This window comes from Streptomyces sp. NBC_00370 (genome assembly GCF_036084755.1).
In the GTDB taxonomy this organism is placed as follows: Bacteria; Actinomycetota; Actinomycetes; order Streptomycetales; family Streptomycetaceae; genus Streptomyces.
Genome location: NZ_CP107968.1, coordinates 3,939,625 through 3,953,316, shown reverse-complemented (window position 1 = coordinate 3,953,316; position 13,692 = coordinate 3,939,625). Strand labels below are relative to the sequence as shown.

Annotated in this window: 15 protein-coding genes; 8 read left to right on the top strand and 7 right to left on the bottom strand. The window is 69.3% G+C overall.

Annotation, left to right across the window (positions count from 1 at the left end; genetic code table 11):
- Window positions 1-71: 71 nt before the first annotated feature.
- Complete coding sequence (locus tag OHS57_RS17610) at window positions 72-908, bottom strand: SLATT domain-containing protein (protein WP_328582582.1); 837 nt, start codon at window positions 906-908, stop codon at window positions 72-74.
- A gap of 287 nt (window positions 909-1,195) precedes the next feature.
- On the opposite strand from OHS57_RS17610, the gene OHS57_RS17605 reads away from it, so the two are divergent.
- From OHS57_RS17605 to OHS57_RS17590, 4 genes are all read left to right on the top strand, one after another.
- Window positions 1,196-1,531, top strand: a complete 336-nt coding sequence (locus OHS57_RS17605; protein ID WP_078863919.1) for a YbaB/EbfC family nucleoid-associated protein — start codon at window positions 1,196-1,198, stop codon at window positions 1,529-1,531.
- Between the two features lie 143 nt (window positions 1,532-1,674).
- Window positions 1,675-2,274: a recombination mediator RecR gene (recR, locus tag OHS57_RS17600; RefSeq protein WP_041987921.1), complete on the top strand. Its 600-nt coding sequence runs from the start codon at window positions 1,675-1,677 to the stop codon at window positions 2,272-2,274.
- Window positions 2,267-2,944: a DUF5063 domain-containing protein gene (locus OHS57_RS17595; protein ID WP_041987923.1), complete on the top strand. Its 678-nt coding sequence runs from the start codon at window positions 2,267-2,269 to the stop codon at window positions 2,942-2,944. Before recR ends, OHS57_RS17595 begins: the two co-directional genes overlap by 8 nt.
- A gap of 191 nt (window positions 2,945-3,135) precedes the next feature.
- Entirely contained in the window at window positions 3,136-3,663 is a 528-nt protein-coding gene (locus OHS57_RS17590) for an NUDIX hydrolase (RefSeq protein ID WP_328582581.1), read from the top strand.
- On the opposite strand, the gene OHS57_RS17585 is transcribed toward OHS57_RS17590, so the two are convergent.
- From OHS57_RS17585 to OHS57_RS17565, 5 genes are all read right to left on the bottom strand, one after another.
- Window positions 3,632-4,351: a hypothetical protein gene (locus OHS57_RS17585; RefSeq protein WP_328582580.1), complete on the bottom strand. Its 720-nt coding sequence runs from the start codon at window positions 4,349-4,351 to the stop codon at window positions 3,632-3,634. The two genes, OHS57_RS17590 and OHS57_RS17585, sit on opposite strands and share 32 nt — an antisense overlap.
- The gene (locus OHS57_RS17580; protein WP_328582579.1) at window positions 4,348-5,142 is read right to left on the bottom strand and encodes an endonuclease/exonuclease/phosphatase family protein; all 795 of its coding nucleotides are present in this window, start codon (window positions 5,140-5,142) and stop codon (window positions 4,348-4,350) included. The genes OHS57_RS17585 and OHS57_RS17580 overlap by 4 nt, the downstream gene beginning before the upstream one ends.
- A complete protein-coding gene (locus tag OHS57_RS17575; protein WP_328582578.1) occupies window positions 5,139-6,521 on the bottom strand; it encodes a hypothetical protein in 1,383 nt (460 codons plus the stop codon). Before OHS57_RS17575 ends, OHS57_RS17580 begins: the two co-directional genes overlap by 4 nt.
- A gap of 164 nt (window positions 6,522-6,685) precedes the next feature.
- Complete coding sequence (locus OHS57_RS17570; protein ID WP_328582577.1) at window positions 6,686-7,177, bottom strand: hypothetical protein; 492 nt, start codon at window positions 7,175-7,177, stop codon at window positions 6,686-6,688.
- 2 nt (window positions 7,178-7,179) lie between these two features.
- A complete protein-coding gene (locus tag OHS57_RS17565; RefSeq protein WP_328582576.1) occupies window positions 7,180-7,581 on the bottom strand; it encodes a DUF6010 family protein in 402 nt (133 codons plus the stop codon).
- Window positions 7,582-7,830: 249 nt separating this feature from the next.
- Here OHS57_RS17565 and OHS57_RS17560 point away from each other — a divergent pair, with 249 nt between their 5' ends.
- The 4 genes from OHS57_RS17560 (at window position 7,831) to OHS57_RS17545 (ending at window position 12,521) form a co-directional block, all read left to right on the top strand.
- On the top strand, window positions 7,831-8,769 hold the full coding sequence (locus OHS57_RS17560; RefSeq protein WP_328582575.1) for a GlxA family transcriptional regulator: 939 nt from the start codon (window positions 7,831-7,833) through the stop codon (window positions 8,767-8,769).
- A 271-nt stretch (window positions 8,770-9,040) separates the two neighbouring features.
- Window positions 9,041-10,162: a DUF1996 domain-containing protein gene (locus tag OHS57_RS17555; RefSeq protein ID WP_041987940.1), complete on the top strand. Its 1,122-nt coding sequence runs from the start codon at window positions 9,041-9,043 to the stop codon at window positions 10,160-10,162.
- A 144-nt stretch (window positions 10,163-10,306) separates the two neighbouring features.
- Window positions 10,307-12,079 carry a discoidin domain-containing protein gene (locus OHS57_RS17550; RefSeq protein WP_328582574.1) on the top strand — a complete coding sequence of 591 codons (1,773 nt, stop codon included), beginning with the start codon at window positions 10,307-10,309 and terminating at the stop codon, window positions 12,077-12,079.
- 22 nt (window positions 12,080-12,101) lie between these two features.
- Complete coding sequence (locus OHS57_RS17545; RefSeq protein ID WP_041987946.1) at window positions 12,102-12,521, top strand: DoxX family protein; 420 nt, start codon at window positions 12,102-12,104, stop codon at window positions 12,519-12,521.
- Window positions 12,522-12,602: 81 nt separating this feature from the next.
- Here OHS57_RS17545 and OHS57_RS17540 read toward each other — a convergent pair whose 3' ends face one another.
- Window positions 12,603-13,661, bottom strand: a complete 1,059-nt coding sequence (locus OHS57_RS17540) for a LacI family DNA-binding transcriptional regulator (protein WP_328582573.1) — start codon at window positions 13,659-13,661, stop codon at window positions 12,603-12,605.
- Between the last annotated feature and the right edge of the window lie 31 nt (window positions 13,662-13,692).

Sequence of the window (13,692 nt, the reverse complement as noted above, 5' to 3'; positions counted from 1 at the left end):
AGGCTGTGGTGGGCGGGGTCCGACCCCGCCCATCGCCGTCACCGCGCCCCGGGGAGACCCGCCACCGGGGGCTACCGGGGCTCGGGTGGCCGCTGGCGCGGCATGTTGGGCCGGGTGCCGGGCGGCAGCGGGAACCGGCCGCCGGGGAAGGGCGAACCGGCGTCCTGACGGGTCGCCGTGCTCATCGGCATCGACTGGAGCACCAGCGGGGTGGGGCCCGAGCGGAACTCGACCATCCAGTCCGCGGTCTCCGCCCGTACCAGCTCCGTCACGTCCTCCGAGAACCTCCGCAGCACGCTCAGACAGCGCTCCGTCGCCTCGGCCGCCGTGCCCTCGGTCGGGCCGAGGATCTCCCGTACGCACTCCGACGCCCAGTCGAACTGCAGCGTCTGCAGCCGCCGCTGCACCGCCTGCGCCGTGGCGACATGCCGCATCCAGCCCGCCGTGAAGCCGAAGTACCGGTCGCAGGCCAGGCAGGCGCCGCCGAGGAGCAGCGCGACGTACCCCCAGCCCGCCGCGCCCGTCAGGGTGCCGGTGACGTCCAGCAGGGGCAGGGTCGCGCCGACGACGACCAGGGCGGCCGTCGCCGTCCGCAGGGCGCGGGCGGCGCGCCGTTTGCGGGAGCGGTCGGCGAGATACCAGCCGGCGGTGCGCAGCGCGCCGGCCTCGACCCAGCGGTACAGCTCGTCGAGCCGTTCGGCGGGCTCGGCCCAGTCGCCGAGCGGGAACGGGCTGCCGGTGAGATCGCCGCCCGCGCTCCCGCCGTCCCCGTCGGCGGCGCCGCCCTCGGCCACCGCCTCGTCACCGCGCCCGTCCCCGTCGGCGGCACCGGACGAGGCGCTTTCCTCCCGGCCGGGGCCTGCGGGCTCCCGGCCGGGGCCTCCGGGCTGCATCTCCGGCTGGCTCACCGGGGCACTCCTCTGCGATCTGCTGTGACTCCGCGTGACGTGCGGTGGGCGCGAATGAACTGCGCGTGAACACTGATACGTGCCGACGTGCATGCACTTCCTACCGCCGAATGGCGGCCTCCGCGCCCGGTAACCCGCGCAATCCCCCCAAACGTGGGCCTTGATCAGGTGGAGGAGCCCGCAGGCCCTCACTCGAAAGAGTTGGTCCCGGTGGGGTGGGGCGAGCCGGTCGGGGAACACGTAGGCTCGCCTTACAGGAAAATCGTCGTCGAATGCCAGGAGTGACCGTGATTCCCGGTGGTGGTCAGCCGAACATGCAACAGCTGCTCCAGCAGGCCCAGCAGATGCAGCAAGATCTCGCGCGCGCACAGGAGGAGTTGGCGGCGACCGAGGTCGAGGGTCAGTCGGGCGGCGGCCTGGTGAAGGCCACCGTCAACGGCTCGGGCGAGCTCCGTGGCCTGGTGATCGACCCGAAGGCGGTCGATCCCGAGGACACCGAGACCCTCGCGGACCTCGTCGTCGCCGCCGTACAGGCGGCGAACGAGAACGCGCAGCAGCTCCAGCAGGAGAAGCTGGGCCCGCTGACGCAGGGCCTGGGCGGTATGCCGGGCATGCCGTTCTGACGTCCTTCTTACGGGACGACAGCCAGTCTGAAGCTTGTCTTACGCATGCACCCGCACAGCAACTACCGTACGAGCGCATACGAAGACAGCCCCGAAGCCAGACAGCCGAAACCGCGGCACCGCAGCACTGAGGAAGGCATCCGTTGTACGAAGGCGTGGTTCAGGACCTCATCGACGAACTGGGCAGGCTGCCCGGCGTCGGTCCCAAGAGCGCGCAGCGGATCGCCTTCCACATCCTCCAGGCGGAACCCACCGACGTACGGCGCCTTGCCCAGACGCTCCTCGAGGTCAAGGACAAGGTCCGGTTCTGCGCCGTGTGCGGCAACGTCGCGCAGGAGGAGCGGTGCGGGATCTGCCGGGACCCGCGCCGGGACACCACGGTGATCTGTGTGGTGGAGGAGCCGAAGGATGTCGTCGCCATCGAGCGCACCCGTGAGTTCCGCGGGAAGTACCACGTGCTCGGCGGCGCCATCAGCCCCATCGAGGGCGTCGGCCCCGACGATCTGCGGATCAGGGAGCTGCTGACCCGCCTCGCCGACGGCACGGTCACGGAGCTGATTCTGGCGACCGACCCGAATCTGGAGGGCGAGGCCACAGCGACGTACCTCGCCCGCATGATCAAGCCCATGGGGCTGCGGGTCACCCGCCTGGCCAGTGGTCTCCCCGTGGGGGGCGACCTGGAATATGCCGACGAGGTCACGCTCGGGCGTGCCTTCGAGGGGAGACGACTTCTCGATGTCTGACGCAACGCTGCACGACGCCACGCAGGATCCGGACGACTTCTCCGTCCAGATCGCCGACCAGATCGAAAGCTTCATCGTCGCGGTCACCGAGGTGGCGAAGGGCGACGAGCCGGACAGCGCGGTCCCGTTCCTGCTGCTCGAATTCTCCCAGCTCATGCTGGCGGGCGGCAGACTCGGCGCGCACGAGGACATCCTCCCCGACGAGCGCTACGAGCGTGATCTGGGCCCCGAGCCGGACGTGGACGACCTGCGCGAGCGCTTCGCGGTGATACTGGAGCCGATCGACGTCTACTCCGAGGTCTTCGACCCGTACGAGCCCCGCAAGGCGCCCGTCCCGTCCCGTATCTCGGACGACATCGCCGGCGTCGTCGCCGAGCTGCGCCACGGCCTGGAGCACTACCGCGCGGGCCGCGTCACCGAGGCGCTGTGGTGGTGGCAGTTCTCGTACTTCTCCAGCTGGGGCTCCACGGCCTCGGCCACCCTCCGCGCCCTCCAGTCCCTGGTGGCCCACGTCCGCCTGGACCAGCCCCTCCCGGCCCTCGACGGCCTGGACACGGACCAGGACCTGACGGAAGACGCGGAAGACCTCCTGGCGGAGGAGGCGGGCCGCGTCATGGCAGCGGAAATCGCCGGCCCCCTGGGCCTGCGCACGGTCCGCACGGTCCGCTGACCCCACGCACCGCCAGGTCACTCCGAATCAATATCATCTGCCTGCTCGGCCAAATGCGGGAATCCCGGACCAGTCACTCACCTGAGTGACTGGTCCGGGTGATGTCTTGAATGGCCCCTGCTTTCGGCCCGCAACCTCTACGCTGGATTTTTCTGCGGACGAGTCCGCGTCCGAGGCGAGAGGTGGATCTTATGCCGGGCCGTAGTGATATCGGGAGCATCGGTGAGACCGCCAGGGAAGCGATCTTAACCAAGAGCGCGTTCACTAATTTCCTGGCCGCCGCCGTGGTGATCCACAACAGTGCGGTGCTGACCGTCCGTCGCAGCAGCACGGAGCGTTTCCTGCCGGGCGTGTGGGGAGTCCCGTGCGGCAAGCTGGATCCGGGGGAGTCCCCGGAGGCCGCTGTGGCACGCGAACTCGAAGAGGAAACAAATCTGACGGGAAGAGTGATCGCCCAAGTCGGGCGCAGCACTTTCTTAAGTCAATGGAACGGCCGGGTCGTGCACAATCGGCAGACGAATTTCTTGATTTTTCCGACCACATTGGCTGTGAAGTTACCTAAATCGGACCAAGAGCACCGATGGGTTCCGATCGAGGACATCGATAAAGCGGAATTGGACGCCCACAATCGGGACACCGTTCAACAGGCACTTGTCTTCATCACGTCGCCGGGCACCGACCCGCAGGTCAGGAACTTATGTATGACCGCGCGTTCCTGAGGGCCGCCACATAGAACTCGGTATCGACGGGCTGCCTGGGGATCCATTCCGGAACGACAGCCGTCGGCGGGGCGTACACCTCGGTCGTCAGCCGGCGGTGCCGTTTGTGAGCGCTCGGAGTCTGCAGGAAAAGCGTCACGGTGGCCGTCACGGGATGCGGCAGAACCTGGTGCAGCATGTCGGCGTCGAGCCAGTATTGACTGCCGGTCGCCAGATTCAGGTCGGCCGTTCTGCGGACGGCCGACAGGCCGGTCGCCCGCAGCCGCCAGCCCAGGTCGACCTCCCCGGGTTCCTCCGCGTAGCGGGTCATCGGCTGTTCCCGCGCATCCTGGGTGAAGAGCCGCATGGTCATGCTGCCGTGCAGTACGAGCGAGGACAGACAGAACCGGTGATTGTGGATGTGCTCGGGCACCGTCACGGTCGAGGACGGCGGCCAGATGTGTATGCGCAGGGTGTAGGCGGGGTCGTCCGCGAGGAGAGTGATCTTCTCGAAGCCGAGCGGATGGTGGTACGAACAGGCCGCACGCGCCAGCGTGTCCGCCGGATGTGTCGCGGCGTCGGCGATGAGTTCGTCGATGAGTGGGCCGAGCACGTCCCCGCGGGACAACTCCCCCAGCACGTGGGCGGAATCCAGCGGTTCCGGCCCGGCCAGTAAGTGGCCGGCCTCTTGTAAGACATGTGCGCTCATGGCAGTACCTCCAATTCCACCGAGCACAGAGCGTGGTCGGACACGCTGTGGTGCACGGAGCTGCTGTTCAGGGACAGGACGGGGTCGTACAGGATGTCGTCAACGGCCAGGCCTCGGTGGGAGGTCCGTTCTCTGATCGAGCGTCGCAGGGGCCGTTCCGGCAGCAGATCCGTCAGTAACTCCCTGCGCTCGGTGTTGAAGTCGGCACACAGCACCAGTGGGGCGGTGCCCAGACGCAGCAGGAAGTTCGCCAGGTGCTGCCAGACAGGCAGTACGGCTGGAGCGTCTGCTTCGGTTCCGAGTCGCTGGAACGGGTACAAGTGTGCGCAGCCGAGCCACAGTTGCTGTTGCTGCCAGGTCAGCAGGCCGGCCAGGACGCCCTTGTCCCAGCTGGTGACGGGGTGGTGTGCCGTTCCCCCGACCAGATCCGGGTTGGGTAGCAGCGTCTCTTCCCTCGCCAGCCACGGACGCCGGCTCAGGAGAGCGATGCCTGAGCGTCCGTTCCGGTGGTGCATGGCGGAGGAGAGCGGACAGGACAGCACCTGCGTCAGCCCGGTCCTGGCCGCGACGGTGTCCAGTAGTGCCGAGCCGCCCTTGGGGCCGAACGGCACTTCCTGCAGGGCCAGTACGTCCGGTCGCTGGGCGGACGCCTCGGCTGCCAGCGCCTCAGCAGCGGTCAGGTCCGGATCGGCCAGGTGAGGACCGGCGAGGTCAGGACCGGCCAGGTCGGGGCCGTTCATGAGGATGCCCTCGCGGATGTTCCAACTGGAGACGCGCAGCGTGGTGTTCACGCCGAGGGCCGGTGCGGCTGTGGTCCGCAGGAGTGCACCGCGTGGGCGGCGAGCACGGACAGCCCCTGATACGTCATCCAGACCGGACGCCGTTGCCGGTCGTCGTCCCATTCCCAGACCCCTTCTTGCTGCAACTCCCAGACCCTGCTGACGGCAGCGGCGAGATGGGCCCGCCGCTGTGCCACCAGGGCGAGAGCGGGGTCGGCCGGGTCGGCAGGCGGGTCGGCCGCAGGCATCGGCTCGACACCGAGCAGAGCCTTCGCCACCAAGGCCGCGGTGAAGTGGCGTACCAGCAGGTGATCGGCGCCATGCGCGGGATGGAGCCGCCGCAGGTGCTCGGTCTGGTGGGTGAACGTACCGACCCGCACCAGCCAGGTGACGCCCTGCTCCATGGCGTGCCGCGCTCTGTCGTCGACACCCAGCACCTTTTCGAGCCGGGCCAGTGCGAGTACGGCGTGAGCCGTGTGCGCGACCGAGACCGGGCCCTGCCGGGCGGGGCCGCTCGATGTGTCCAACGAGTAGCCCCAGCAGAGCAGATCGTCATGATCGGCGTCCCGTACGACACCGGCGACCAGCTCGTCGCGCAGCCGGCCCAGCGACGGTGAACCGGGAGCTGCGCGCAGCAGTCCCCGGATCACCGCAGTCACCACGTAGGTGCGGGACATTCCCTCGACATCGACACCGGGAACGAGCATGCCTTCCAGTACATCCAGTCCTTCCCGCAGCCGTTGCGGATCGGCGCCTGCCTGGCTGAGCGCCCCGAGCACGAGCGCGGTCACCTCCGGCCGGCTCACCACGCCGCCGGTCCGTGCCGCCCAGCCCCCGTCGGATTTGCGCAGCCGCCACAAGGTGTCGACCAGAGCGGGCGGATCGAGCAGTCCGTTGGTGCGGTCCAGGATGAGTGTGATGTGCAGACCGTAGGCGGTACTGATGGCGGTCGCCCGTTGTCCTTCCTCGCCTTCCTCCAGAAAGTGGGGCCATCCGACGAGTCGTCCCAGCGCCGGGTCGTCCACGGCCGAGCGGCAGTGCAGCAGGGCGGTCGCCGATCCGTCCATGAGCTGGGCCAGCCGGCCGGGGCCGAAGGCGGGGACCGGATGTGGCTCGTCATCGGCCGCGCCGCGGCCGGTCCGGGGGCTGTTCCCGCGCAGCCGGACGAGGGTGCTGAGCCAGATGATGATGCCGACAGCCAGGCCGGCGCACGTGGCGAGCGCGTACCTCGCGGTGTCGGCGGAGAACGACGACGGCAGGACCCCCACCAGGGACTGGAAGACCGCGTACGCGCCGGCGATCGGACCGTACCGGCTGAGCTGGACCAGCGCTCCCGAACTGCGGCTTCCGTCGCCCGGGGGGGGCTCGTCAGGTGACCGGCGAATCGCCATGGCGCCCTCCCCCGGTGAGGCCCGCTCCTGGCGAAGGGAGCAGCCTGCCAGTGTAGAGAACTCGGCCGACGGTGCGTAGGGCGCACGCAGGGCAGGGGCACGCACGTTGTGCGCCCCCACGCTGTGGAGGGGGCGGAAGGAAGCCGGGGACGGGGAAGCGGTCGTCAGGCGCCCGTAGTTGAGCCTGGGCGGATGATCATCAGGATCGTTACCGTCGCCCATAGCAGGTTGAAGACGCCCGTGAGCATGCCCAGGCGGCCGGCGACTGCCGTGACGGAGCCCGCGTCCGGGCCCTGGGCCGTGGTGAGGGCGGTTTCCTGGGTCGGCAGGATCAGGACGACCAGGATGACGGCGGCCGCGGCCGTCAGCGCGATGGACGCGATCAGCCAGCCGCTGCCGAGGACGCCGAGGCTGCCCGCCGTGGCCGCGCCGAAGAGCGGGACGGCGATGCCGATGATCGCGTAGACGTGGCAGATGCGGTGGAGCAGCCGCAGGTGCGACAGCGCCTCGGCGGTGTCCGAGGCGGCGTCCGATGCGGCGTCCGCGGCGCTGTGCGCGCGGCGCAGTGCCGGGGGGAACATGCTCGCGGCGACGGCGACAGGGCCGATGGCCAGGACAGCGGCCAGGACGTGCAGGGACAGCAGGAGTTTCGTCACGGTCAGGCTTTCGAGGTGGCGGGACGGCGGAACAGTTCGGTCAGCGGGCGCCCGCCGGACAGGCACCACACCGCGATGACGGGATCGCAGATCGCGCAGCCCGTCGAGGAGTGCTCGGCGAAGGGCAGGATGGGTACGCCACGGACCGCGTGGACGACGTCCCAGCCGGTGTGCAGCAGCCAACCCACGCCGATCCAGCGGTAGTCGGACAGCCCGCGCCAGGCGCAGTACGTCACCACGGCGGTGAACGCGATCTCCCAGCGCCCGACGCCACCGCTGCTGAGATACGCGGCGCCGGCGCCCGCGAGCATCAGCACGTTGAGCCGGCGGCGGTGCGGTTCGCGCAGCGGCGACATCGCCGCCACATACGCGAGGCCGATCACGATCGGCGCGACGACAAGCATCAGTGCGTCCTGTCTGCGGGAGTCCGGCACGTGCCGGCCGGCGTCGACCTGTGTCGGCCGGTGTCGGCCGGTGTCGACCGGGGGTCGCTCCAGACGCTATGCGGCGGCCGGGCCGTCTCCCAGTGGCGTGAGTGACACCTTTCAACGGGATATCGCCAATCCGAATCAAGCGGCCCTGACCTGCCTGAACCAAGGGCTACGACGCCTTAGGAGCGGAATCACCCACCCGCGCAGAGGTATGTTGTCGCCATGCACACCATCGCCGTCCTCGCCCTGGACCGGGTGGTCCCGTTCGACCTGTCCACCCCGATCGAGGTCTTCACCCGCCCCCGTCTCCCGGACGGCCGCGCCGGTTACCAGATACGGGTCTGCGCCGAGCGGCCGGAGATCGACGCCGGGGCCTTCCAGCTGCGCGCGCCCTGGGGGATCGACGGGCTCAAGGGGGCGGACACGATCATCGTGCCCGGTACGAACGATCCCCTGGCCCCGCTCTCACCCGCCGTCCATGACGCGCTGCGTGCCGCCGCCGCCGACGGGACGCGTATCGCGTCCATCTGCACCGGTACGTTCCCGCTGGCCGCGACCGGGCTGCTGGACGGGCTGCGGGCCACCACCCACTGGATCGTGACCGACCTGCTGGCCGCCACGTATCCGCGTATCGACGTCGACCCGGACGTCCTGTACGTCGACAACGGGCAGTTCCTCACCTCGGCGGGCGCCGCCGCCGGGCTGGACCTCTGTCTGCACATGATCCGCGGCGACTACGGCTCGGCCGTCGCCGCCGACGCGGCCCGGCTGTCCGTCATGCCCCTGGAACGCGAGGGCGGCCAGGCGCAGTTCATCGTCCACGACCACGCGCCGACACCACAGGGCTCCGCCCTGGAATCCCTGCTGGGCTGGCTGCAGGAGAACCTGGGCTCCACGCTCACCCTCGCCGACATCGCCGCCCAGGCGGGGACCAGCACCAGGACCCTGATCCGCCGGTTCCGCGAACAGACCGGCAGCACACCGCTCCAGTGGCTGCACCGGGCCCGTATCCGCCAGGCCCAGCACCTGCTGGAGACCACCGGCCACTCCGTCGAACGCATCGGTGCCCAGGTCGGCTTCGGCTCACCGACCGCGTTCCGCGACCGCTTCAAAAAGACGACAGGCGTGAGCCCCCACACCTACCGCCGCACCTTCAGCTGACCCCTTCGGGCAGCGCGGCGCGTCTCGTCGTAACTTCTGTGACATCCCCCCGTAGGTGAACTCTGTGCAGGCCGGGCGGTGTTCCGGGCCTTGCGGCGCGGGGCTGAGGGGGCGTCAGGCGTTCACGAAGTATTGACACGCTCTTGTCAGGAGCGGAACACTCCGAGTTGGGAGAGCGCTCTCCCAGCAAGCTGGCCGGCCGCCGCGGCGAGCGCCTGTCGTGGTGGCCGTCCGGTTCCGGGAATCCGCAATGACGCAGTAGGAGGTCTCCATGGCACGGAGGTCCAGAGTCTTCTCCGGACTGCTCTTGTTCACCGCGATGAGCCTGACCACGGTTGGCGTGGGCGGTCTCGCGATGATGGGGAGCGCATCCGCAGATACGCCGGCAGCCACGCACGCGGCTGCGCCGGCGAAGAAATCGGACGGGCACTCGGGCATGCAGATGGCCGGGATGAAGATGCCCGCGTCCACGCAGGCTTCGGGCGACGACCCGGACGGCGACGGATACATCATGGCCAATCCGCCGGTCACCGGCGTCACCCCGTCGACGTATGAGCCGCCGCACGCGTACTTCCACGAGTTCCAGGCCAAGTGCGCGCCGAACCACACCCTGCCCGACGACCCGATCGTCTACCCGGGACAGCCCGGGAAGTCCCATGACCACACCTTCATGGGCAACAGCCTCACCAACGCCAACACCACGACGGCCTCGATCGAGAACGGCACCACCGCGTGCCTGGCTCCCGGTGACAAGTCCGGGTACTGGATGCCGAGTCTGTTCAACGGGGACCAGAAGGTCCTGCCGGTCGGCGAACAGACCATCTACTACAAGTCCAGCGTCAACGACTACACCAGCGTCCGCCCGTTCCCCAAGGGACTGCGGTTCGTGGTCGGCAGCCCCATGCAGACCAAGGACGAGTTCAAGAACCTCAAGGGCACGGTCGAAGGCTGGGAGTGCGGGACGTCGTACAAGAACTTCGACTTCCCGGCCAGTTGCCCGACCACCCCGGACACGCAGCTCAACCTGCGTCTCCAGGCGCCGAGTTGCTGGGACGGCATCCACCTCGACACACCGGATCACAAGGCGCACATGGCCTACCCGGTCGCTTCGGGCAACAACCAGAACGTCTGCCCGGCCGACCACCCCGTGGCGCTGCCGATGATCGAGTTCAAGATGGCCTGGCCGGTCAACGGTGACACCTCGAAGCTCCGGCTGGCCAGCGGCGCCGGGTTCTCGTTCCACTACGACTTCTTCAACGGCTGGGACAACGCGACACTCAACGCGATGGTCACCCACTGCATCAACGGTGGCCTGCAGTGTGACGCGCACGGCTACGACGAAGCCCACCCCGAGAAGGGCGCGGCGCTCAACGCCAACTACGAGCTGCCGTAACCCTCGCCACCCCACGGCGCCCTTCGGTCAAGAACCATCCCCGACCAGCCGATAGAGCGCTCTCCCAACCCGGGCGCGGCGCGCCGGACCCACCCGACCCGCCGCGCCCGACTCCATGTCCCCCCATGAAGGAGCACAGGAACCATGCACCGTCCCCCCACCCGGGCATCCGTGGCCCGTAGTGCGAAACGCGCCGTCGCCCCCGTCGCGACCGCCGCGATGCTCGCCGGGGCCCTCATCGGGCTCCAGGCCCCGGCCGCGCAGGCAGCCGGCAGCGTCGTCAAGGTGACCGGATCACAGGGCAATTGGCAGCTCACCGTCGACGGAGCGCCGTACCAGATCAAGGGGCTCACCTGGGGCCCGTCCGTCGCCGACGCGGCCAAGTACATGCCGGACGTGGCGTCGATGGGCGTCAACACCATACGTACCTGGGGCACCGACGCCACGAGCGCGCCGCTGCTGGACGCGGCCGCCGCCAACGGCGTCAAGGTCATCGCGGGCTTCTGGCTGCAGCCGGGCGGTGGTCCCGGTGCCGGTGGCTGTGTCAACTACCTGACGGACACCACGTACAAGAACGACATGCTCGCCGAGTTCCCCAAGTGGGTCGACACCTACAAGGACAACCCCGGCGTCCTGATGTGGAACGTCGGCAACGAGTCCGTGCTCGGCCTGCAGAACTGCTACAGCGGCGACGAGTTGGAGCGGCAGCGCGACGCGTACACCACCTTCGTCAACGACGTGGCGAAGAAGATCCACTCCGTCGACCCGAACCACCCGGTGACCTCGACCGACGCGTGGACCGGCGCCTGGCCGTACTACAAGAAGAACGCGCCCGACCTCGACCTGTACGCGGTCAACTCCTACAACGCCGTCTGCGACATCAAGAACACCTGGGAGCAGGGCGGTTACACCAAGCCGTACATCGTCACCGAGACGGGTCCGGCCGGTGAGTGGGAGGTGCCGGACGACGCGAACGGCGTGCCCGACGAGCCCACCGACGTGCAGAAGGCCGAGGGGTACACCAAGGCGTGGGGCTGCATCACCGGACACCAGGGTGTGGCGCTCGGCGCGACGATGTTCCACTACGGCACGGAGAACGACTTCGGCGGTGTGTGGTTCAACCTGCTGCCCGACGGTCTGAAGCGGCTGTCGTACTACGCGGTGAAGCAGGCGTACGGCGGCAACACGGCCGGTGACAACACCCCGCCGCGCATCACGGACATGGTCGTCAACGGCGCCACCGACGGAGTGGCGGCAGGCTCCGACGTGACGGTCAGCACGAAGACGACCGACCCGGACGGTGACCAGATCACCTACCAACTCCTCTTCAGCAGCAACTACATCGACGGTGACAAGGGGCTCGTCCCCGCAGCGACCACCGACCACGGCAACGGCACGCTGACCGCGAAGGTGCCGGACAAGATCGGCGTCTACAAGGTCTATGTGAAGGCCACCGACGGCAAGGGCAACGTCGGCATCGAGACCAAGTCCCTGAAGGTCGTGGCCCCGAAGCCGGCCGGTACGAACGTCGCGCAGGGCAAGCCCGCCACCGCTTCGACCTTCCAGACCGACCCGACGGGCGGCTGCCCGTGCACGGCCGCCGACGCCGTGGACGGAAACCTCGGCACCCGCTGGTCGAGCGAGTGGGCCGACCCGCAGTGGCTCCAGGTCGACCTGGGCACCTCGACGAGCTTCAACCACGTGCAGCTCGCGTGGGAGTCGGCGTACGCGAAGGGGTACGACATCCAGACGTCCGACGACGGGCAGAACTGGACGACGGTCAAGTCGGTGACGGACGGCAACGGCAACGTGGACGACATCGACGTCAACGGCACGGGACGCTACGTCCGGCTGCTGGGCACGGCGCGCGGTACGGGCTACGGGTACTCGCTCTACGAGTTCGGCGTCTACCACTGATCTGCCGAGGAGTTGACCTCTCATGAACACACGCCTCGACCAGGCTCAGCCCTACACGCTCAGTCTGTTCCGTATCGTCGTCGCCCTGCTCTTCGTCTGCCATGGTGCGTCGTCGCTCTTCGGGATCCTGGGCATGGGCCCGCTGCCCGCGGGTGAGTGGCCGGGCTGGTACGCGGCCGTCATCCAACTCGTCGGCGGGACGCTGGTGTTGCTCGGTCTCGGTACCAGGGCAGCGGCCCTGGTGAACTCGGGATCGATGGCGTTCGCCTACTTCGACGTCCATCAGGCGCGCGGGCTGTTCCCGCTGGAGAACGGTGGCGAGCTGCCGGTGTTCTTCTGCTGGGCGTTCCTGCTCATCGTGTTCACCGGGCCGGGGGCGCTGGCGCTCGACCGGGTGTTCACGGCCCGCCGCAGATCGGCGCTCGCGGCGGCGGCCGCCTGACCGAGCCGTACGCGTGAGTGAGCCGTACCGCCGGTGCCCGGGACCGAGGTGGTCCCGGGCACCGGCGTACGCACGTACGGCTCAGGCCGACTCCCGTACCACCAGCTCCGGTTCGAAGATGACCGACGTCACCGCCCGGTCCTGGCGCTCGATGTGCTCCTGGAGCAGCCGGGCCATGTCGGCGGCCATGTCCTCGACCGGCTGCCGCACGGTGGTCAGCGCCGGCCGGGCGGCGGCCGCCACCGAGCTGTCGTCGAAGCCGACGACGGCGACGTCCTCGGGGACCCGTCGGCCGCGCTCGCGCAGCACCACGCAAGCGCCCTGCGCCATCAGGTCGTTGGCGGCGAACACACCGTCCAGGTCGGGCTCCTGCGCGAGCAGGGCGGCCATCGCCTCCTCGCCGCCGCGCAGCGTGAAGTCCGCCTCGGCCACCGGGGTGTACGGGTAGCCGTGCCGCGCCATCGCGTCCTGGAAGCCGGTCAGCCGGTCGTGGCCCGCCGCGACGTCCTGCGGTCCTGCGATCGTCACCAGCCGCCGGCAGCCGCGCGCCAGCAGATGCTCGGTGGCCAGTCGCGCGCCGTCCTGGTGCGCGAGGTCCACGTAACTGATCGGTACGCGGCCGGCGGGGCGGGCGAACAGCACGGCGGGCAGGCCCGCTTCGGCGACCATCGCGGGCAGCGGGTCCTCGGCGTGCGTGGAGACGATCAGCGCGCCGTCGGCGCTGCCCTGCCGCAGGAAGTTGACGACCTGCTCACGGGCGGCCGAGGTTTCGGCGAACATCAGCACCGGATGCATCGAGCGCGGCCGCAGATAGCCGATGACGCCGCTGGCCACCCGGCCGAAGAACGGGTCGGCGAACACCCGTGACGCGAAGGCGTTCTGGCCGGCCTCCGAGGCGTCGCCCGCCCCTGACACCACCAGGGCGATGATCTCGGCGCGCCGGGTGACGAGCGATCTGGCGGCGCGGTTCGGCGCGTACCCGGTGGCGGCGACGGCCTGGCGCACGGTCTGCTGGATCGCGGGGTCGACGTTACGGATGCCGTTGATGACCCGCGAGACGGTCGCCCGCGACACCCCTGCGGCCCGCGCCACATCCTCCAGCGTGGGCCCGCCGGCCTGCGCGTCCGACTCTCTTTTCATGGCTGCACTTTACAGCGGGCGGAGAGCGCTC